This window comes from Actinosynnema sp. NPDC091369 (assembly GCF_044757065.1).
GTDB lineage: Bacteria > Actinomycetota > Actinomycetes > Mycobacteriales > Pseudonocardiaceae > Actinosynnema.
Genome location: NZ_JBIVUG010000025.1, coordinates 1 through 21,033 on the forward strand (window position 1 = coordinate 1; position 21,033 = coordinate 21,033).

At 71.6% G+C, this 21,033-nt stretch carries 14 protein-coding genes and 1 pseudogene; 5 read left to right on the plus strand and 10 right to left on the minus strand.

The window, feature by feature from the left end; all coding sequences use genetic code 11:
• The 4 genes from ACIQMJ_RS39980 to ACIQMJ_RS39995 all read left to right on the plus strand — a co-directional run.
• Nucleotides 1-510 (plus strand): cellulose binding domain-containing protein (locus tag ACIQMJ_RS39980; RefSeq protein WP_499766228.1); only part of this gene is annotated, 510 nt, incomplete at its 5' end.
• 382 nt (nt 511-892) lie between these two features.
• A complete protein-coding gene (locus ACIQMJ_RS39985; RefSeq protein WP_499766229.1) occupies nt 893-3,583 on the plus strand; it encodes an RICIN domain-containing protein in 2,691 nt (896 codons plus the stop codon).
• Nucleotides 3,584-3,667: 84 nt separating this feature from the next.
• The gene (locus ACIQMJ_RS39990) at nt 3,668-4,561 is read left to right on the plus strand and encodes a sugar phosphate isomerase/epimerase family protein (RefSeq protein ID WP_499766230.1); all 894 of its coding nucleotides are present in this window, start codon (nt 3,668-3,670) and stop codon (nt 4,559-4,561) included.
• Nucleotides 4,562-4,597: 36 nt separating this feature from the next.
• Entirely contained in the window at nt 4,598-5,614 is a 1,017-nt protein-coding gene (locus tag ACIQMJ_RS39995) for a LacI family DNA-binding transcriptional regulator (protein WP_499766231.1), read from the plus strand.
• A gap of 7 nt (nt 5,615-5,621) precedes the next feature.
• On the opposite strand, the gene ACIQMJ_RS40000 is transcribed toward ACIQMJ_RS39995, so the two are convergent.
• Nucleotides 5,622-7,991 carry a glycoside hydrolase family 9 protein gene (locus ACIQMJ_RS40000; protein WP_499766232.1) on the minus strand — a complete coding sequence of 790 codons (2,370 nt, stop codon included), beginning with the start codon at nt 7,989-7,991 and terminating at the stop codon, nt 5,622-5,624.
• Nucleotides 7,992-8,688: 697 nt separating this feature from the next.
• On the opposite strand from ACIQMJ_RS40000, the gene ACIQMJ_RS40005 reads away from it, so the two are divergent.
• On the plus strand, nt 8,689-11,418 hold the full coding sequence (locus ACIQMJ_RS40005) for a beta-L-arabinofuranosidase domain-containing protein (RefSeq protein WP_499766233.1): 2,730 nt from the start codon (nt 8,689-8,691) through the stop codon (nt 11,416-11,418).
• Here the strand turns inward: ACIQMJ_RS40005 and ACIQMJ_RS40010 are convergent.
• From ACIQMJ_RS40010 to ACIQMJ_RS40050, 9 genes and pseudogenes are all read right to left on the minus strand, one after another.
• Nucleotides 11,369-11,629, minus strand: a complete 261-nt coding sequence (locus ACIQMJ_RS40010; protein ID WP_499766234.1) for an acetylxylan esterase — start codon at nt 11,627-11,629, stop codon at nt 11,369-11,371. The genes ACIQMJ_RS40005 and ACIQMJ_RS40010 overlap by 50 nt on opposite strands.
• Nucleotides 11,630-11,660: 31 nt before the next feature.
• A pseudogene (locus tag ACIQMJ_RS40015) lies at nt 11,661-12,128 on the minus strand (acetylxylan esterase); the annotation flags it as partial.
• A gap of 15 nt (nt 12,129-12,143) precedes the next feature.
• Nucleotides 12,144-13,643: a glycoside hydrolase family 43 protein gene (locus ACIQMJ_RS40020; protein WP_499766235.1), complete on the minus strand. Its 1,500-nt coding sequence runs from the start codon at nt 13,641-13,643 to the stop codon at nt 12,144-12,146.
• Between the two features lie 87 nt (nt 13,644-13,730).
• Nucleotides 13,731-15,692 carry a beta-galactosidase gene (locus ACIQMJ_RS40025; protein ID WP_499766236.1) on the minus strand — a complete coding sequence of 654 codons (1,962 nt, stop codon included), beginning with the start codon at nt 15,690-15,692 and terminating at the stop codon, nt 13,731-13,733.
• A complete protein-coding gene (locus ACIQMJ_RS40030) occupies nt 15,689-16,228 on the minus strand; it encodes a TIM-barrel domain-containing protein (RefSeq protein WP_499766237.1) in 540 nt (179 codons plus the stop codon). Before ACIQMJ_RS40030 ends, ACIQMJ_RS40025 begins: the two co-directional genes overlap by 4 nt.
• A 51-nt stretch (nt 16,229-16,279) precedes the next feature.
• Complete coding sequence (locus ACIQMJ_RS40035) at nt 16,280-17,320, minus strand: LacI family DNA-binding transcriptional regulator (protein ID WP_499766238.1); 1,041 nt, start codon at nt 17,318-17,320, stop codon at nt 16,280-16,282.
• 69 nt (nt 17,321-17,389) lie between these two features.
• Nucleotides 17,390-18,367, minus strand: a complete 978-nt coding sequence (locus ACIQMJ_RS40040; protein ID WP_499766239.1) for a carbohydrate ABC transporter permease — start codon at nt 18,365-18,367, stop codon at nt 17,390-17,392.
• A complete protein-coding gene (locus ACIQMJ_RS40045) occupies nt 18,364-19,269 on the minus strand; it encodes an ABC transporter permease (RefSeq protein ID WP_499766240.1) in 906 nt (301 codons plus the stop codon). The genes ACIQMJ_RS40040 and ACIQMJ_RS40045 overlap by 4 nt, the downstream gene beginning before the upstream one ends.
• Before the next feature lie 38 nt (nt 19,270-19,307).
• On the minus strand, nt 19,308-20,987 hold the full coding sequence (locus tag ACIQMJ_RS40050) for an ABC transporter substrate-binding protein (protein WP_499766241.1): 1,680 nt from the start codon (nt 20,985-20,987) through the stop codon (nt 19,308-19,310).
• Between the last annotated feature and the right edge of the window lie 46 nt (nt 20,988-21,033).

The window sequence follows — 21,033 nt, forward strand, 5'->3', positions numbered from 1 at the left end:
GGCACACCCAGCACCACCAACACCGGCGACTCCCGCATCGCCGCGTTCCTGTGGGTCAAGCTGCCCGGCGAAGCCGACGGCTGCATCGCCCAGGCAGGCCAGTTCGTGCCCCAACGCGCCTACGACCTGGCCATCGCAGCCGGCCCGACCAGCACGACGAGCTCCACGACTACCACCACGTCGTCGGGCAACAACCCGGGCGGTGGCTGCACGGTGAGCCACCGCGTGGTCAGCCAGTGGACGGGCGGCTACACCGGCGAGATCGTGATCACCAACCGGGGGCAGCTGCTCAACGGCTGGACCCTCACGTTCTCCGCGCCGGGCGTGTCCGTCACGCAGGGCTGGAACGGGACGTGGACCGACACGGGCGACGTCGTCCGGGTCACCAACACGTCCTGGAACGGGTCACTCCCGACCGGTGGGCAGACCACCATCGGGTACAACGCCGGCTACAACGGAACCACACCGCCGTTCAGCTCACCCGCCCTGAACGGCACCGCGTGTTCCTGACGCGGTAGCCGCGCCAAGCGGTTCCCCGTCCCGGTCATCGCCTCCACGGGACGGGGAACCGAGGCCGCCACGGGACGGCAAGGTCCACAATGGACTCCCTGTCGGGTGGGTGTCGGAGCCGGACGAGCGGCCGGCACCGGCCCGCCCGGGTGGTCGTACCCCCCCGGCCGAGCCCGGATGAGCACACCTATCGCTTGACGTCGAGTGGCCCTGCTGCTCTGATGGACTACCCGAGCCGCGCGTCCACATCCCGCCTGTGACAACGTGTTCGGTGGCGTCCCCGGCACCTCGCTCGGCGTGCGCACGGGCCTGTTGCGCCGAGATGAGTAGCACACATCGGGGCGGAGTCCGACCATCGGAACCGAGCGAAAGCGAGAAGAGGGTGGATCCAGCCAAGACCGCCGCGAGGTCGTTGGTCGCGATCGCGGTGTTCGTGTCCGCCGCGCTGCTGCCTACCGCCGGGGGCCACTTCCAGGCTTCGGCCGCCGTCCAGGCGACGTACTACGTCGCGCCCACCGGCGACGACGCCAACCCCGGCACGATCGCCTCGCCGTTCCGGACGGTGCAGCGCGCGCGGGACGTGGTCCGCGCGACCAAGGGGACCATGTCGGGCGACATCCACGTCTACCTCCGCGGGGGCACCTACCCGGTCACCGGCGCCGTGGAGTTCACGTCGAGCGACTCGGGCACCAACGGGTACCGGGTCTTCTACTCCGCGTACCAGGGCGAGACCCCGGTGCTGAGCGGTGGTGTGCAGGTCACCGGGTGGTCGCAGCACAGCGGCAACGTCTGGAAGGCGCCGCTCAACCGCGCCAACAAGCTCCGGGCGCTCTACGTCAACGACAAGCGCGCCTTCATGGCCACCAAGACGATCACCTCGCAGGGGTGCTACGGCACGTACGCCGTCACCGCGGGCCAGGCTTCCTGGGCGCGGGAGTCGGGCACGCAGTGCGACGGCGCGAAGTACGGCCTGGCCGACCTGCCCGCGATCTCCCGCAACGCGGACGACGTCGAGATCGAGACGGCGACGACCTGGACGACGGCCATCGCGGGCGTCCGCCAGGTCACCACGAGCGCCGACGGCGCGAACCGCGTGGCGCTGTTCCAGCAACCGGGCGCGGCCATCGCGCAGGGCGCGTTCAACGGCAACCACCAGGTCGGCGGCAGCCACAAGTTCATGAACGCCTACGAGTTCCTGGACTCGCCGGGCGAGTTCTACTTCGACAAGACGAGCCGGACGCTGTACTACTACAAGGCCGACGCCGAGAACATGGCGACGGCGGCGGTGTACGCGCCGAACAACGTGCCCACCGTGCTCCGGGTCGCCGGCACCTCCACCACCGACCACGCCCGCAACATCACGTTCGCCGGCCTCACCGTGCAGCACTCGGACTGGAACCTCTTCACCGTGGCCGGCTCCGCGTTCAAGCAGGCGCAGCAGGGCAACCTGGGCAACACCCAGTACGTCAAGGGCAACTTCCACGTCTACTACTACCGCAACGTCGACGTCCCGCCGGGCATCATCCAGATCGAGAACGCCGACGGCGTCCACCTCGACCGCAACCGGGTCCAGCACACCGGCGTCGACGGCATCACCATGGTCAACGACGTGCAGAACACGCGGCTGACCGGCAACCGCACCAACGACGTGGCCGGTTCCGCCATCACCGTGGGCCACCCCCAGCACGTCTACATCGGGGACCACACCGCGACCAACGGCGAGAAGTACCCGGCTAACGTCGAAGGTCTGCCCAAGAACATCGAGATCAGGAACAACCACCTGTACGACAGCGCCGTGCTGTTCAACGGGCACAGCCCCATCTCGGCCTACTTCGCCGACACCCTCTCGATCCAGCACAACCGGATCGAGAAGAGCCCGTGGTCGGGTATCACGCTCGGCTGGGGCTGGTGGAACTTCGACGGCTCGGCGGGCTCGATCGCGCCCAACCGGCCGACGACCACGGCGAGGAACAACACCATCAGCCACAACCACATCGTCGACACGGTCCAGCGCCTCAGCGACACGGCCCCGATCTACACGCTGGGCAGCCAGCCCGGCACCACGATCAGCGACAACTACCTCCAGGGCGTCCCGGCGGGCCACAAGTACGGCCTGCACCCGGACGAGGGCTCGGCGTACATCACCTTCCGCGACAACGTGCTGAGCGTGGACAAGAACGTCACCTGGCTGATCAACTCCGACGACTTCGGCCGCAAGCACGACCTGAGCATCACGCAGACCTACGGACCCATCAACAAGGTCTCCCAGAAGGTCCTGCCGAACAGCACCATCCAGGACATCCTCACCTACCCCGACTACGTGTGGCCCGCGCCGGCCTACGCCATCGCGGTGAACTCCGGTCCGGAGGACGCCTACCGGGACGTCATCCAGCCGGCCACCCTCTCCCTGCCCGACCACGTCCTCCCGGCGAGCACGTTCGTCGGCTCCGGGAGCGCGGCGATCCCCATCCGGAGCGCCGGTGACGCGACCAGGACGGTCTGGTTGGCGCCTGCCGGCACGACGTCGTTCGCGGTCGGCCCGACGATGACCAGGGCGGGCGGCACCGCGACGACCATCGACGTGCCGAGCTCACCCGGCGACTACCGGCTCTACGTCGTGGACGCGCAGGGCGCCCGGTCGCCCGAGTCCAAGTCGCTGGCCCGGCGGCAGGGCGGCGGGCAGCAGGGCGTGACGATCGTCGGCGGGCAGTCCGGCCGGTGCGTCGACATCCCCGGCACGGCCACGACCAACGGCGCCCAGGCCCAGCTGTGGGACTGCCACGGCGGCGCGAACCAGCGCTTCACGCACACCTCGGGCAAGCAGTTGCAGGTGGGCGGGACCAAGTGCCTGGACGCCAACAACCAGGGCACGACCAACGGCACCACCGTCGTGGTCTGGGACTGCAACGGGCAGACCAACCAGCAGTGGAACGTCAACGCCAACGGCACGATCACCGGTGTCCAGTCCGGCCTGTGCCTGGACGCGAGCGGTGCCGCCACCGCGAACGGGACGAAGATCATCCTGTGGTCGTGCGGCGGCGGCGCCAACCAGCAGTGGAGCCTGCGCGGCTGAACCGACCCGCCGCACGCCCGCGAGACCCGGGGGCGTGCGGCGGTGGAGGTGACCGCGTCCTCGACCCGTGTGGACGGAGGAAGAGTGCACGCGATCGGTGTGAGCACGTGGGTCTGGACGTCGCCGCTGCGGGACGCGGCGCTGGCCGAGCTGGCGTCGCGCGTCGCGGGGTGGGGGTTCGACGTGCTCGAACTGCCGGTGGAGGAGGTCGGTGACTGGGAGCCCGCGCGTGCCGCGCGGGTGCTGGCCGACCACGGCCTCGCCGCGACGGTGTGCCTGGTGATGCCGCCGGGCCGGGAACTCGTCGCGGCGGATCCCGCCACCGTCGCCGCCACCCAGGACTACCTCCGGCGGGTCGTCGACATCGCGGCGGAGGTCGGGTCGCCGGTCGTCGCGGGCCCGGCCTACGCCTCGGTCGGCCGCACGTGGCGCATGGCGGAGCAGGAGCGGCACGACCGCGTCGCCGAACTGCGGGACAACCTGGCGCCGGTGGTCGAGCACGCCCGCGCGGCGGGAGTCCGGGTCGCGGTCGAACCCCTCAACCGGTACGAGACCAGCGTGCTCAACACGATCGGGCAGACCCTCGCGGCGCTGGACGGGCTGCCTGTCGACGGCTGCGGCGTCGCGGTCGACGTCTACCACCAGAACATCGAGGAGAAGCACGTCGGCGCGGCGATCCGGTCCGCCGCGGGACGGGTGGCGCACGTGCAGGTGTGCGCCAACGACCGCGGCGCGCCGGGTGACGACCACTTCGACTGGCCCGACATCACCGCCGCGCTCGCCGAGGCGGGCTACACCGGGCCGCTGTGCATCGAGTCGTTCACCGCGCGGAACGCGAGCATCGCGACCGCGGCGTCCATCTGGCGGCCGCTCGCGCCGACCCAGGACGCGCTCGCGGTGGACGGGCTGGCGTTCCTCCGGGGGCTGGTCGCCGGCGACCGGGGTCATCGCACGACCGGGCGATCCGGCGGGTCATGATCGGTTGACCTCGCCCGTTCGCGTAGGCTGCCGCCCGTGGCTGCGGATCGGCGCACGGGCGGTGAGGTGCGGGTCTCCTGGATCGCGGACCTGGCCGGGGTGTCCGCCTCGACCGTGTCGAAGGTGATCCACGGGCGGCCGGGCGTGTCCGACGGGACGCGCCGGCGCATCGAGGAGCTGATCCGCGAGCACGGCTTCCAGAAGAACGAGAAGGTCGAAGCGGTCCCGATCGTCGAGGTGGTCTTCCAGTCGCTGGACAGCCTGTGGGCGCTGGAGATCATCCGCGGCGTCGAGGAGGCGGTCCGACCGGACGGGCTGGCCGTGACGCTGACGGAGATGCGGGGCGGCCACACCCCGGAGAGCGCCTGGGCCCGGCAGATGCTGGCCCGCCGGCCGGTCGGCGTCATCGCGGTCTCCGCCGAGTTCAGCGAGGCGCAGCTGGCCCAGCTGGGCAGCCGCGCCATCCCGCTGGTGGCGCTGGACCCGACCGGCGAGCCGACCCACTCGATCCCGTCGGTCGGCGCGACGAACTGGAACGGCGGCCTGGTCGCCACCCGGCACCTGGTCGGGCTCGGCCACCGCCGCATCGCCATGGTCAACGGCCCGTCGGAGTTCCTGTGCTGCCGCGCCCGCCTGGACGGCTACCGCGCGGCCCTGGACGCGGCCGGCGTGCCGCAGGACCGCAAGCTCGTGCGGACCGCGCCGCTCTACCACGACGGCGGTCGCGACGCCGCGCGCGAGTTGCTGCGCCTGCCCGACCGCCCCACCGCCGTCTTCGCCGCCAACGACCTGCAAGCCCTCGGGGTGTACGACGCCGCGCGGGAAGCGGGGCTGCGCATCCCGCACGACCTGAGCGTGGTCGGCTTCGACGATCTGGCGTTCACCCAGTGGTCCGACCCGCCGCTGACCACCGTCCGGCAGCCGCTGCGGCGGATGGGCGCGGAGGCCGCCGGGATGCTGCTGACGCTGGCGGCGGGCGGTGAGCCGGACAACGACCGCGTCGAGTTGCCGACGAAGCTCGTCGTCCGGGGCAGCACCGCACCGCCGCCGTGACGGGCGGTCAGCCCGTGCAGGTGTAACCCGAGGGCAGCGCCGTGCTGCCGTCGGGGCGTGACGCCTGGAACCCGAACTCGGCCGTCGCCCCCGGTGCCAGCGAGCGGATCGCGCGTGCGGTCACGGCCTGCCCGCCGGTGGTCAGCGCCGCGTTCCACGACCCGGTGATCGAGTGCCCGGACGGCAGCGTGAACGCCACCGTCCACGTGATCGTCGACGACCCGGTGTTGGTCACCCGCACCGGCTGGACCACGTACCCGGTGCCCCACTGGGTCTGGGTCGTGGCGACGACCGTGCAGCCGGCCCCGCCGCCCGACACGGTCACCGCGACCGCCGACGACGCGGGCGAGGTGTTGCCCGCCGCGTCCCGCGCCCGCACCTGGTACCGGTAGGCGCCCGCGCTCAGGCCGGAGTCGGTGTAGCCCGTGCCCGACGCCGTGCCGACCTGCGTGAACGAGCCGGACGAGCTGGTGGCGCGCAGGACGTCGTAGCCGGTCACGCCGACGTCGTCGGTGGAGGCGCCCCACGACAGCGCCACCGAGCTGCCCGAGGCCGACGCGGTCAGGCCGGACGGCGTGCTCGGGGCGGTCGTGTCGGCGGGCGAGCCGGACCCAGCCCGCTCCGCCGCCCACGCCGACAGCCACGCCAGCGCGGAGTTCCAGTTCAACGCCACCTCGTTGACCGACCAGGCGTTGATGTCGTCCAGGTAGCACTTCTGGGGCTTGCAGCCCGCCAACTGCGCCTGGGCCACCGGGTCCTGCAAGTCGGCGTTCGGACCGCCCGCGAGCGCTCCCGCCGGCGGGGTCGGCAGCGTCGGGTCCAGCTGGTTGGCCCAGAAGCGGTGGTGGGAGTTGCGCGTGGCGCGCTCGCCGTAGCCGGTCACGTAGGAGTGGTTGAACGGGTTGCGCCCGAACAGGTAGTCCAACGCCTGGTACACGCCGGTCCGGTACTTCGCCTGGCCGGTGAAGTCGTGCGCCAGCGCCAGCACGTTCGCCGCGTTGGCGACCACGCCGTTGGAACCCCAGTAGTAGCCGCTCGCCGGCGCCGGGTAGCCCTGGGTCGACGCCTGGGTCAGCAGTCGGTCGCCGTACGAGGCGAACGCCGCGCGGGTGGCCGACACGTCCGAGGCGGACAGGCCGTTGGGCACCAGCGCCAACGTCGTGTCACCCAGTCCCGCGGTCCACCACCAGTCGAACCCGCCCTGCTCGAAACCCCGGCCACGGAAGAACGACGACCCGGTCACGTCCGACCGGTAGCCGCTGGAGCCGGTGGTGGTGAACAGCTCCGCCGCGGCCCAGAAGAACTCGTCGGTCACGTTGTTGTCGACGTACGTGCCGCCGCCGTTGCCGTCGTTGGGGTCGGCGTAGCGCGCCGGGTTGGCCTTGGCGGCGGTGTAGGCGCGTTGCGCGGCGGTCAGCGCCCGCGAGGCGAAGTCGGCGTCGATGGTGCGCCACACCCGCGCGGCCTGCGCGGCCACGGCGGCGAGGTTGAGCGTGGCGGCGGTCGTGACGGCCGACAGCAGGCGCGGCTGCGGGTCCTGGTCGGGCCGCATCGGCAGGGCGGTCCAGTTCTCGTCGCTGACCTTGTGCCGCACCATGCCCGCGTCCGCGCGCCCCGGGGGCACCTGCATCTTCATCAGGAACTCGACGCCCCACCGGGCCTCGTCGAGGATGTCGGGCACGCCGTTGCCGCGCTCGGGGATCGCGAGCTTCCCGTCACTCAGGGCCGCGCCGTCCGCGCCGTTCACGTAGAGGGTGCGCTCGTACTCGTTGATCAGCTGCCAGGCCGCGATACCGGTGTTCACGCCGTACTTGCCGTGGTCGCCCGCGTCGTACCAGCCGCCCCGCACGTCGGAGGTGTAGCCGCACGACACCCGGCACGCCACCCCGTTGTCGCCCTGGTTGGGCGAGACGTTGAGGTGCCCGGCGGGCCGCGCGTACCGCGAGCCGACGTGCTCGGCCAGGATCGGCGTGCCGCTGCGCTGGTGGTAGAAGAACGCCAGGGCGTCGTACCGGAGGCGCTTGAGCGGTTCGGCCGAGATGTCGAACGGGGCGCTGTCCGACCCCGCCACCGAGAGCACGTAACCCGTGCCGGGCGTGTCGAACGCCGAGAAGTCGACGACGTGCACGCTGTCGCCCGACAGGGAGTCCGCACCCCGGACGCTGGTCTGGCCCGAGGCCACGGTGGTCCCGGCGGCGTTGCGCAGCGCCCACGCCGAGGGCGAGCCGGAGCCGTTGACCACCGTGGCCTGTTTCGGCAGGCCGGGCACGTAGGCCACCTGGTTGGCCTTGACCTCGGGACCGGCGTCGGGAGCCGCGAGCGCCGCCGACGGTGTCAGCGTGGCCGCGGTCAGCGCCAGAGCCCCCGCGACCGCCACCCCCCGACGGAGTTGGTGATGAGTGCGCACGGACAGATCCTCCTTGGATCACGCCGCCACCCTGGCCGAAACATTCTCGATCCAGAACGACAGTGTTGCGGACCGGGAGCGCTCCCAGAGGAGCGCTGTCAGTGTCGGATCGTGGCGCACCGGGACTGATTCGGTCAACGTTCGCTGCCAAGAGAGAAAATTTCTCGATCGCTGGTTAGTGCACTTCATCGGGGCCGAGGAGGATGTTCACGCTCACACAAGACGTCGCTCGAAGCCGTCCAGCAAACTTCTGAACTGTGCCAGCCGGCTTAAGAGCTAAAGTGAGCGTGAACATTTTTAGCCGTCCGAGCCGTTGACGCCCCCTTCCGGCCATGGCTACTGTCCAGACGGGCCGCCAGGTCCGACTCGGCCACGCGTCCGCCGGTACGACCGCCCGTCAACGACGACGATGGGGACTTCGATGCGACCAGCACGGCCTACCGCTCCCGTCCCGCCTCGCGCGTCGTCGCCTCGGTGCGATCCGCGCCCGCGAACGCTCTGACCCCGCGCTCACCGGCTCTCCCTACGCGGCGAACCGTCGCGGTGGTGTGCCGGGAGCCCGCACCTCCTCCGCCCTCCGACCGGTCCCGCCGCTGTGCGCGCCGGCGTGCTCGCGCGCGTCGCAGCCCGGTCGGACCCGACCGTCACCCGATCCCCAGGAGACCCCATGTCGTCACCTCTGAACCGCCGCACGCTGCTGCAAGCCGTCGGTGTCGCGGCCGTCGCCACGGCCGTGCCCGCCCTGGCCCCGGGGTCCGCGGTCGCGGCGACGGTTCCGCCCGCCCGCGGTGACGTCGGCGCGTCCGCCTACGCGTTCGACCTCGGCGAGGTGCGCCTGAGCCCCGGACGCTGGATGGAGAACCAGAGCCGGACGCTGACGTACCTGAAGTTCGTCGACGTCAACCGGCTGCTCTACAACTTCCGCGCGAACCACCGCCTGTCGACGCAGGGCGCGGCGGCGCTGGGCGGGTGGGAGGCGCCGAACTTCCCGTTCCGCACGCACAGCCAGGGGCACTTCCTCAGCGCGTGGGCGCAGGCGTGGGCGGTGCTGGGGGACACCACGTGCCGGGACCGGGCCAACTACATGGTGGCCGAGCTGGCGAAGTGCCAGGCGAACAACGCGGCGGCCGGGTTCAACTCCGGGTACCTGTCCGGGTTCCCGGAGTCGGACTTCGACGCGATGGAGGCGGGCAGTCCGAAGTCGGTGTCGTACTACGCGCTGCACAAGACGTTGGCGGGCCTGCTCGACGTCTGGCGGCACGTCGGCAACACCCAGGCGCGGGACGTGCTGCTGCGGTTCGCCGGGTGGGTGGACTGGCGCACGGCCCGGCTGTCCTACAGCCAGATGCAGCGGGTGCTGGGCACGGAGTTCGGCGGGATGAACGCCGTGCTGACCGACCTGTACCAGCAGACCGGCGACGCCCGCTGGCTGGCGACGGCGCAGCGGTTCGACCACGCGGCCGTGTTCGACCCGCTGGCCGCCAACCAGGACCGGCTCAACGGCCTGCACGCCAACACCCAGGTGCCCAAGTGGATCGGCGCGGCACGCGAGTACAAGGCGACCGGCACGACCCGGTACCGCGACATCGCGTCCAACGCCTGGAACATCACCGTGGGGGCGCACACCTACGTGATCGGCGGCAACAGCCAGGCCGAGCACTTCCGCGCGCCCAACGCCATCGCCGCCTACCTCAACACCGACACGGCCGAGGCGTGCAACACCTACAACATGCTCAAGCTGACCCGCGAGCTGTGGCTGCTGAACCCGAACAACGCGGCGTACTTCGACTTCTACGAGCGCGCCCTGCTCAACCACCTCCTCGGCCAGCAGAACACGGCCGACCCGCACGGCCACATCTGCTACTTCACCGGCCTCAACCCCGGCCACCGGCGCGGCAACACCGGCCCCGCCTGGGGCGGCGGCAACTGGAGCACCGACTACACCACGTTCTGGTGCTGCCAGGGCACCGCGCTGGAGGTCAACACCTCCCTCGCGAACTCGATCTACTTCCACAACGGCACCACGCTCACCGTGAACCTCTACACGCCGTCGGTGCTGACCTGGGCGCAGCGGGGAATCACGGTCACGCAGACGACGACCTACCCGGCCTCCGACACCACCACCCTCACGGTGACCGGCAGCGTGAGCGGGTCGTGGACGATGCGCCTGCGCATCCCCGCCTGGACCACCGGCGCGACCGTCAGCGTCAACGGCGCGGTGCAGGACATCGCGACCACCCCGGGCTCCTACGCCTCACTGACCCGGTCGTGGACCTCCGGCGACGCGGTCACCGTCCGCCTGCCCATGCGCGTCGCGCTCCAGCCCGCCAACGACAACCCGGCCGTCGCCGCGATCACCTTCGGACCGGTCGTGCTGTCGGGCAACTACGGCAACACCGCCCTGAGCAGGCTCCCGGTGCTGGACACCACCTCGATCACCCGCACCTCGGGCCTGGCGTTCACCGCGCGGGCCGACGGCGCGACGGTCAACCTCGGGCCGTTCTACGACGCCCACGGCTTCAACTACACCGTCTACTGGAGCACGAGCGGCGGCGGTGGCGGCACGGCGGCCGGTTACCGGCTGGTCAACGCGGCCAGCGGGCTGGTGCTGGGCGTGCAGGACATGTCGACCGCCGACGGCGGCCTGGCCGTGCAGTGGAACGACACGGGGACCGCCGACCACAACTGGGAGCTCGTGCCCGACGGCAGCGCGGTGCGGCTGCGCAACCTCAACAGCGGCAAGGTGCTCGGCGTGGAGGACATGTCCACCGCGGACAACGCCCGGGTCCTCCAGTGGAGCAACACCGGCACGGCGGACCACAAGTGGACCGTCCTGGACAACGGCGACGGCACCCACAAGCTGCGCAACGGCAACAGCGGCAAGGTGCTGGGCATCCTCAACGGCTCCACCTCCGCCGGTGCGCAAGCCGTGCAGGACCCGGACAACGGCACCGCCGACAACCGCTGGCGGTTCGTGCCCTCCGGTGCCCGCCGCGTGCAGAACCTCGCCAGCGGCCTGGTGCTGGGCGTGCAGGACATGTCGACCGCCGACGGCGGGCTGGCCGTGCAGTGGGACGACAACGGCACCGCCGACCACCTGTGGACCGCCGTCGTCGACCCCGACGGGTACTTCCGGCTGCGCAACTCGCACAGCGGCAAGGTCCTGGGCGTCGAGAACGCGGCCAACGCCAACGGCGCCCGCGTGCTGCAATGGGCGGACAACGGCACCACCGACCACAAGTGGCGGCTGCGCTACGGCTCCGGCGGCTACTTCCGCATCCAGTGCGGCAACGGGGGACGCGTCCTCGGCGTGAACGGCGCCTCCACCGCGCGCGGCGCGCAGATCGTCATCTGGGACGACAACGGCACCAACGACCACCTCTGGCGCTTCGTCTGAGCACCGGATCGGGCCGGCCGCGCGATGGACGTGGCCTGCCCGATCGGCTCATGGTCCGGTCGGAGCCCGCGTAGTGGTTGAAGGCGGCGTACACGGTGGACGGCGGGCGGATCGGGTCCATCAGGCCGACGCTGAACAACGCCGGAGCCGTCGCCCGCTGGGCGAAGTGGACACCGTCGAAGTAGGCCAGGGTGGCGAAGGTCCACGGCACGTGCCGGCGGAGGTACTTCGGCGAGTTCCAGGTACGGGCGCTCGCCGCTGGTCTCCGCCGCCCGGCGGTAGTGGCACAGGAACGGCACGTCCGGCAGGACCGCGTCCGGCGCGAGCCCGGCCACGGCGAGCGCGAGGCCGCCGCCCTGGCTCCCGCCGGTGACGATCACCCGTCGGGGGTCGAGCCCGGGTAGCTCGCCGACTGCGTCCACCGCGCGGACGCAGTCGGTCATGAGCCGCCGGTAGTAGTAGTGGTCGGGGGAGTCGACGCCCCGGGTCATGAAGCCCTCGGCCCACTGCGTGCCGCGGCCCTCGGTCGGGTCCGGGGTGTCGTGGCCCTGGCCGCGGCTGTCCACGACGACGTGCGCGTACCCGGCGGCGGACCAGAGCAGGTGGTCGGTGGGCAGGCCGCGGCCCCCGCTGTAGCCGAGGTAGGTCACCACGACGGGCAGCGACCCTTCGGCGTCACGGGGTCGCAGCAGCCAGGCGGCCACCGGTTCGCCGTTCCAGCCGGGTCAGCCGTCGAGCGGCTCGTAGTCGAACCAGTCGAAGTGGACGGTGCGCGCGCCGGCGTACAGGCCGATGACCCGGCCGGTGAAGCCGCCCGCCACCTCGGTGGAGAGATAGCGACCATCGAGCGCGGCGAGGGTGGTGAACGACCCGTCCGGCTCGCCGACGCCGAAGGAAACGGTGTCGGGACCGGTGCGGGCGTCCCGGAGTTGCTTCTCCTCCCGCACGTCCACGCCGAGGACCACCGGCCCTCCCCGCACCGCACGGGACGCGACCACGGTCTTCAGCGAGCCGACGCGGGCGACCACGCGCACCTCGTCGGCGCTCGCCTCGATCTCGTGGTGGTGCTCCTCGTCCAGCCGCACGGCCAGGCCGCCCGTTCCGCCCGCGGCGTCCACCAGCGTGCGCACCCGGCACGACGGGTGCTGCTGGCGGCGGCCGACGAACACGACGTCGCGGTCGTCCGGGGACGCCCCACGCGCCCGGAGGGTCAGCCAGCCGGGGCGTTCCGCCGTCGTGCAGTGCTGCTCCTGGCGGTCGCGCAACGAGATCCAGGCCGGCTGGAGCGCGGGCAGGTCGAAGTCGTCGCGAGGCACCGCGGGCGGCTCCGGAGCCACGGGCCAGGGCACGCTCGCCGCGGGGTCCAGCGGGCCGATCACCGGCCAGTCGTCCACCCAGGTCACGGGTGCGAGGAAGGTCTCGCGCCCCAGCACGTGCCAGCCGGGGGTCCCGCCACCCGGCCGGACGCCGAGCAGCACCAGCCACCACGAGCCGTCCGGCCCCCGCACGAGGTCGCCGTGCCCGGTGTTCTGGATCGGGTGGTCGGTGCCGCGGTGGCTGAGCACCGGGTTGTCCGGGCACGGCTCGAACGGCCCCGCGGGCGTGCGGCCGCGGGCGATCGACACGCCGTGTCCGCGTTCGGTGCCGCCCTCGGCGATGAGCAGGTACCAGTACCCGCCGATCCGGTACAGGTGCGGCGCCTCCGGCGCCTTCGCGCCGGGTGCTCCCGACCAGATCCGCCGGGGAGCGTCGAGCACCTGCCCGGTGTGCGGGTCGATCCGGACCTGGGACACCCCGGCCACCGTGCACCAGCAGTTCCCGTCGTCGTCCCACGCGAGGTCCGGGTCGATGCCGTGCAGGTCGGGCAGCAGGACCGGGTCCGACCACGGTCCGGCCGGGTCGGTGGCGGTGACCAGGAGGTTGCCGTCGCCGCTCACGTTCGTGGTGATGAGCCAGAACCGGCCGTCGTGGTGGCGCAGGGTCGGCGCGTACACGCCCGCGGACGACGGCGTGTCGAGCGGAAGGCGCAGCTGGTCGGGCCGGTCCAGGACGTTGCCGACCTGCCGCCAGCGCACCAGGTCGCGGCTGTGGAAGATCGGCACGCCCGGGAAGTACTCGAAGCTGGAGCACACCAGGTAGTAGTCCTCCCCGACGCGGCACACGCTCGGGTCGGGGTGGAAACCCGGGATCACGGGGTTGGTGAACGCGCTGCGGTCGGGGGACATGCCATCGGACCTTTCCGTGGTCGGGGCGCACGCCTGCGCACCGGTGCGGCACGGCGCACGGTGTGGTCGGCCGGGGGTCGGGTGCGGTCAGGGCCTCCGGAGGACGGCGCAGCCGCCCGGTGCCAGCTCGGTCAGAGGCCCACCGGTGAGCAGGTCGTGGTCGGCCCGGGGCAGCGGCACGGCGTCGTCGCCGTGGTTGAGCAGGAAGCACCACCGGCCGCGGGTGACGGCCTCCACGCCGGGCGGCCACTCGCGGACCACGCCGACCTCCCGCAGCAGGCGGTCGACCAGCGCGCCGTAGTCGGGGGCGTCCAGGACGGTGGAGAGGTACCAGCCGTGGCCGGAGCCGAAGGCGTGGCGGGTGAGCGCCGGGCGTCCGGAAAGCATCCCGCTGGTGTAAGTGGCGACCGCCTCCGCTCCGTCCAAATGCAGGTACTCGCTCCACACCGTGCCGTGCGCGCCGTCGGACAGCGTGATCCGCTCCTCCCGCGGCAACGGCCGCGGCTCCTCGACCCGGATGCCGAGGGCTTCGCGCAGCGGCCCGGCCGGGTAGCCGCCGAGGCGGGCGTGCGGTCGCTCGTCGACCACGCCGCTGAAGTGCTGGACGAGCAGCGTGCCGCCGTCGGCGACGTAACGCCGCAGGTTCGCCGCCCCCGCGTCGGACAGCAGGAGCAGGGCGGGCGCCAGGACGAGCCGGTACCGGCCCAGGTCGTGCTCCGGGTGGGCGAAGTCGGTGACGACCCCCGCGTCCCACAACGCCCGGTGCGCCCGCCGCAGCATCGAGTGGTAGTCGAGGTCCGCCGAGGGCAGGCCGTCCGCCTGCGACGCCCACCACGCCTGCGCGTCGTGCAGCACGGCCACCTCGGCGGTCACGGTCGACCCGGCCACCTCCGCGAGCCGGGCGACCGCTTCGCCGACGTCCGCCACCTCCCGGAAGACCCGGCTGTCCGGACCGGCGTGCGGCACCATCGCCGAGTGCCACGTCTCGGCGCCCGCCTTCGACTGCCGCCACTGGAAGAACAGCGCGCCGTCCGAACCGCGCGCGATGTGGCCGAGGGTGTGCCGCAGCACGTCGCCGGGCTCCTTCGGCAGCACCCGGCCCTCGGCGTAGACGGTGTTCGCGCCCTGCTCCATGAGCAGCCACGGCCGGCCGCCGCCGAACGACCGGGCGCGGTCCGCGCCGAACGCGGTGTCCGCCGCCGCGTCGAGGCCGGGCCGGTCCGGGTAGTGGTCGATGGTCACGAAGTCGAGCTCCCGGCCGAACGCCCACAGGTCGAGGTTCTGGTAGCCGGGCAGCATCAGGTTCGTCGTCACCGGGCGGTCGCTGTGGGCGCGGATCGCGTCGCGCTGCTCCCGGTAGGCGGCCAGGGCCAGGTCGGAGGAGAAGCGGCGGAAGTCGAGCGACTGCCCGGGGTTGTGGTGCCACTGCGTGGCGCGCGGGGGCAGGACGTCGTCCCACGAGGTGTAGCGCTGGCTCCAGAACGCCGTGCCCCACGCCTCGTTGAGCGCGTCCAGCGTGCCGTGCCGCTCGCGCAGCCAGGTGCGGAACGCGGCGGCGACGTGGTCGCACCAGCAGAGCGTGGCGTACTCGTTGTGCACGTGCCACAGCGCGACGGCGGGGTGGTTGCCGTACCGCTCGGCCAGGGCGGAGGCGACGCGGCGGGCCGCGTCGCGGTAGGCGGGCGCGGCGAGGCAGTAGGTGTCGCGGCTGCCGTGCACCAGCCGGACGCCGTCGGCGGTCACCGGCAGCGCGTCCGGGTGCGCCCTGGTGAACCACGGGGGAGGGGACGCGGTCGGCGTGGCCAGGTCGACCGCGACGCCGCCCGCGTGCAGCCGGTCGAGGTGGGCGTCGAGCCAGGCGAACTCGTAGCGGCCCTCCTCCGGTTCCATCAGGGCCCACGAGAACACGCCGACCGTGGCCAGGTTGACCCGAGCCCGGCGCATCAGCTCGTCGTCCTCGGCCCACACCGGCTCGTCCCACTGCTCGGGGTTGTAGTCACCGCCGAACGCGAGGCCGCCGAGGCGGTCGGTCAGGTCGCGCGTCGTCATGCCGACTCCTCGGGCGAAGGCGGCCGTGCGCCGTTGCGCACGAACCGCGGGATGCGTTCGACCGGGGCGGCGACGGTGACCGCCCGCCCATCCGCGTGCTCCCGGCCGGTTCGGGTCCGGTGGACGAAGTCGCGCACGATCACCGACAGCGGCAGGCCGCGCCGCCGGTGCTCGCGGGTGACCCCCGGCAGCTCGTCCTGGGTGCGGTAGCGCCGCCGGCACTGCCGGAACCCGGTCACCCACCACGGCGGTTCCGGCGGGTGGCCGGTCGTGTCGGTGTACTGGCTCGGCACACCGGCCGCCGACCGCGGACCCGACCACCGGAAGTGGGCCGGCAGCTCCGCGCCGTCCCCGTTCCGCACGAACGTCCGCCGGCCCGCCGTCGCAGGGAGGCGCGGGGTGAGGGCGTCGAGCCCCTGACCGCCGGTCCGCGCCCGGACTCGGACCCGGACCGTGTCCGGCCCCCACGCCCCGACGTGCGGTGTCACGCCGTTCGCCCGCCGTTCGAGGGCGTCGCCGCAGTCGCGGACGTGCATTCGGTGCTCCTGGCGGGTGGGTTCGTCGCGTCCGGACCGGGGCGGACGGGGTCAGGACTGGCTGGGCGTGCGGCTGCGGTGCGGCCCGGTGCTCTCCCGAACGGTCAGGACCGGTCGGAGCAGCACGAGCTCGTCGTCCGGTGTCTCGTCGCGCCCAGCGGCGGTGATCCGCTTCAGCACCTGCTCGACGGCGACCCGGCCGAGCTCCTGCGCCGGGCCGGTCACCGCCGTCAGCGCGGGCGCGTACTGCTCGGCCAGCAGCTCGGGGCACAGCGCGATCACGGAGGCGTCCTCGGGCACCGTCCGCCCGCTGATGCGCAGCAGGCTGAGCAGCGGGCCGATCGCGCCCTCGTTCTGCACCACGAAACCCGTGGTGTCCGGCCGGTCGGCCAGGATGCGGGCCAGCGTGCCCGCGGTGCTCTCGTAGGTGCCCTCGCACGGCCGGTGCACGAAGCGCAGACCCCGTTCTTCGGCCCGTTCCCGGAAGCCCACCAGGGTGCGCTCGGCGTACCCGGCGTGCCGCTGGTACACCCCCGAGCCGTACCCGATGAACGCCACCTCCCGGTGACCGAGGTCGGCCAGGTGGTCCGCGCACAGCGCGCCCGCCGCCGTGAAGTCGTGGTCCACGCAGGACAACCCGCTCCGGTCGTCGGGCAGGCCGATCAGCGCGGCCTGCGTGCGCAGCTCGCGCAGCACCGGGATGCGCTCGTCGTCCAGCCCGACGTCCATCAGGATCACGCCGTCCGCCAGCCCGCTGACCGCGACCCGGCGCACGCCCTCCGGGCCCTCGTCGTTGGTGATCAGCAGCACGTCGTAGCCGTGCTGGCGGGCCGTCATGGTGACCGAGATGGCGATCTGCATCATGATCGGCACGTAGACGTCGGCCCGCAGCGGCACCACCAGGGCGATTATGTGCGACCGCTTGGCGGCCAGCGCCCTGGCCCCGGCGTTGGGGTGGTAGCCGAGCTCGGCCACCGAACGCTCGACGCGGCGCCGGGTCTCCTCGGAGATCGAGCGCTTGCCGCTGAGCACGTAGCTGACCGTGCTGGCGGACACGCCCGCGTGCCTGGCCACATCGGCGAGTGTCACCATGCGTGATGCTCCTGCTCCTCGTCCTCTTCCGGGCCCGATCCGGCGCCCGTGCGCGCCAAGTGTGCCCGGTCAGCCCTTGACCGCCCCGGTGAGCACGCCGACACGGAAGTGCTTCTGCATGAACGGGTACACCAGCAGCAGCGGCACCAGCGTCAGCACCACCACCGCCATCTGCAACGACAGGGGCGCGGTCTGCGAGAACTGGGTGCCGAAGCCGGAGTTCACCGACCCCGGCAGCCCGTTGCCGCGGTTGACGTAGGTCAGCAGCACGTACTGCAACGGCCACTTCTCGCTGTCGGTGGGCATGTAGAGCATCACGTTGAAGAACGAGTTCCAGTAGCCCACGCCGTAGAACAGCGAGACGACCGCGGTCACCGCCCGTGACGTCGGCAGCACGATCGACCACAGGATGCGCCAGTCGCCGGCCCCGTCGATGCGCGCCGCCTCGATCAGGTCGGACGAGGTGTCCGCGTAGAAGGCCCGCAGCACCAGGATGTTGAACACCGACACCGCGCCGGGCAGGATCAGCGACCACCACTGCCCGTACCCGCCCAGTTCGGTGACCACCAGGAAGGTCGGGATGAGGCCGCCGCTGACGAACATGGTCACGATCAGCGTCACCAGGATCAACCGGTGGGCCACCGAGCCCGGCCGGGACAGGCCGTAGGCGCACAGGATCGACACCACCATGGACACCACCGTGCCGACCGCCGTGATGCCGAGGCTGACCAGCAGCGCGTTGCGCACCGTGGCGTCGCCGAGCATCACCCGGTAAGCCTCGAAGGTCACCTCGTCCGGCCAGATCACCAGGCCGCCCGCGCGGTTGACCGCCGCCTGGGTCGACAGGCTGGTCACCACGATGATCCACAACGGGACCAGGACGGCCGCGACGACCAGGCCGAGGGTGAGGCCCTTGGTCGTCTGCCCCGCCGCGGTCGGCGGCTCCTCCCACGCCGGGCGCGTGGCGCGCTTGCGGCGTCCGGCGGGCTTGCGGCCGGCCGCGCCGCGCTCGTCCCGGGTGCGGTCGATGGTCAGCGTCTCGGTCATTTCCGGTACAACCCGTCTTCGCCGAAGGCGTGCGCCAGCTTGTTCGCGCCCCAGATGAGCAGGAGCGAGATGACGCTCTTGAACAACCCGGCCGCCGCGCCGTAGCTGTAGTTGTTGGTGGCGATGCCGTAGTAGAACGCGAACGTGTCGAGCACGTCGGCCGCTTCGTGGCCGACCGCCTGCCGCTGGATCAGGAACTGCTCGAACCCGACGGTGAGCGCGTTGCCCAGGCGCAGCACCAGCATGAGCATGATGACGCCGCTCATCCCGGGCAGGGTGATGTGCCACAGCCGCCGCCAGCGCCCGGCCCCGTCCACCGCAGACGACTCGTAGAGGTCGGTGTTGATCGCGGCGAGCGCGGCCAGGAACACGATGATCGACCAGCCGGCCTCCTTCCAGATCGCCTGCGACGTGACCAGCAGCACGAACGAGTCGGGGTCGGTCATGATGTCCCACGTGCCGATGTCGTGGCTGCGGAGGAACTGGTTGAGCAGCCCCGCGCCGCCGAGCATCTGCTGGAAGATCGTGATCGCGAGCACCCACGAGAAGAAGTGCGGCAGGTACACGATCGACTGGAACAGGTTGCGCAGCCGCTCGCTGAGCACCGAGTTCAGCAGCAGGGCCAGCGCGATCGGGATCGGGAAGAACAGCACCAGCTGCACGAAGCTCAGGTACAGCGTGTTGGTCAGCGCACCCCAGAACAGCGCGTCCCCGAACAGGGCCTCGAACTGGGCGAAGCCCACCCACTCGCTCTGCCACACCCCGACCAGCGGGTTGTAGTCCTGGAACGCCGTCAGCAGCCCGAACAGCGGCACGTAGTTGAAGACCAGCAGCAGGACCACGGCGGGCACGGTCATCACCAACAACGACCGGTCGCGCCGCAGCCTGGTCCGCAGGCTCACCTTGTTCCTCCGTGCGGGCGGCCGCGTGTCCACCGAGCTCATTGCCCGGTGCCGTACTTCTGCAGCACGTTCTCGTCCATCCACTGGACGAGCTTGTCGCCGCCGCCGCTGGACTTCCAGGTGGTGATGGCCTCCTTCACCTCCGAGACCTTCTTCTTGCCGTGGTAGCAGTCCTTGATGGCGTCCTCGACGGCCTGCGCCGCGTCGGCGGTGGCCATCGACCGCGGCAGGCTGATGTTCATGTTCCAGAAGACCGGCTTCTTCAGGTGCTCGACGTTCGCGGCCTGCCAGGCGGCGTAGTCCTGCGTCACGACGTCCGACCCGGGGTTGCTGATCACCGCGGGCGGCGAGGCCAGGAACGGGAACGTCTGCGCCTGGACGTTCTTCCTGCCCTCCTCGGTGGCGGTCGGCACACCGTTGACCATGGTGTGGTGCACGCCCTCGACGCCGAAGTTGACCAGCGTGTACTCCACCGAGCCGAACGGCGCGGCCAGGTAGTTGGCCACCGCCAGCAGCTCCTCGATCTGCTCGGGCTTCAGGTTGCTGTTGAGGTAGCTCATGATGCTGGTGGACGGGCCCATGAAGATCTGCGGCTCGCCCTTGCCGTCGGCGGTGAAGAAGTCGAACGCGCCCCGCCGGAAGGCGGGGTTGGCGGCCGTGCCGGACTGGTGGTCGGCCGCGTTCCACGCGCCGGTGCCGCCGCCGGCGATCAGCACCTTGCCGGAGTAGAAGCGGACGTTGCCGTTGGCGTTGTCGCCCGCCATCGCGTCCGGGTGAAGGTAACCCGCGGTCGCGAGCTGGTAGTGCCACTCCAGGGCGTCCAGCAGCTCCGGCATGTCGTACTTGTGGACCAGCTTGCCGTTGTCCACCTTCCACTTCAGGGGCACGTTCCAGGACGGGGACAGGTAGGTCCACACGTCGTCGAACGCCCACACGCCGGCCTTGGCGTCGGTCAGCTCCTTGCCCAGGTTCATCAGGTCGTCGGCGGAGCGCACCTGGTCGGGCGTGATGCCCTTGGCCTCGAACACGTCGCGGCGGAAGTAGGTGGTGCCCGCGACCACGAACCCGCTGGAGAACGACGGGATGCCGTAGATCTTGTCGCCCCACGCCCCGGCCCGCCACGCGCCGGTCGGGATCGCCGCGAGGTTCGGGTACTTCTTGATGTTGTCGCCGGACAGGTACGGCGACAGGTCGGCGAGCTGCGACCCGGCCAGCTCGCCGACGTTGAAGTTCGCGTTCCACCAGGTCGGCAGCTGGATCCAGTCGGGCAGCCGCTTGGCGGCGGTCATGGTGGGGATGATCGTGGCGTAGTTGTTGCCGTCGGCCGGCTTCATCTCCAGCGTGACGCCCAGCGCCTCGTTCATGGCCTGGTAGAACGAGTTGTCGGCGGGCGGGATCGTGCCCCACAGCGGCGTGACGGTCGTGTACTTGCCACCCTTGCCCGGCACGCCCGAGACCGTGGCGACCCGGTTGGTGGGGTAGGTGAGGAACCCGGGATCGGTCAGGGCGTCCGCGGCACCGGCGACCGAGGGGATGTCGGGCTTGATCGAGCTGTTCGGCACGTAGTTCGGCAGCGCGGACTTCAGCGCGTCGCTGTTCGCGCCCGTCTTCTGCTGAGCGCCGCCGCCGCAGGCGGACAACAGGCCGCCCATGGCCGTGAGCCCCGCGACCGAGGCCGAGACGCTCAGGAACCTCCTGCGGTTCAGCTCAATCCCCATCACAGGGCCCACCCTTCTTCGTTGAAAGCGGAGTGTCGAAGCGCTT

Coding starts and splice junctions, on each gene's coding strand:
- ACIQMJ_RS40005 (WP_499766233.1), top strand. CDS start 8,689: ATGTCGTCACCTCTGAACCGCCGCACGCTGCTGCAAGCCGTCGGTGTC.
- ACIQMJ_RS40020 (WP_499766235.1), bottom strand. CDS start 13,643: ATGTCCCCCGACCGCAGCGCGTTCACCAACCCCGTGATCCCGGGTTTC.
- ACIQMJ_RS40025 (WP_499766236.1), bottom strand. CDS start 15,692: ATGACGACGCGCGACCTGACCGACCGCCTCGGCGGCCTCGCGTTCGGC.
- ACIQMJ_RS40030 (WP_499766237.1), bottom strand. CDS start 16,228: ATGCACGTCCGCGACTGCGGCGACGCCCTCGAACGGCGGGCGAACGGC.
- ACIQMJ_RS40035 (WP_499766238.1), bottom strand. CDS start 17,320: ATGGTGACACTCGCCGATGTGGCCAGGCACGCGGGCGTGTCCGCCAGC.
- ACIQMJ_RS40040 (WP_499766239.1), bottom strand. CDS start 18,367: ATGACCGAGACGCTGACCATCGACCGCACCCGGGACGAGCGCGGCGCG.
- ACIQMJ_RS40050 (WP_499766241.1), bottom strand. CDS start 20,987: ATGGGGATTGAGCTGAACCGCAGGAGGTTCCTGAGCGTCTCGGCCTCG.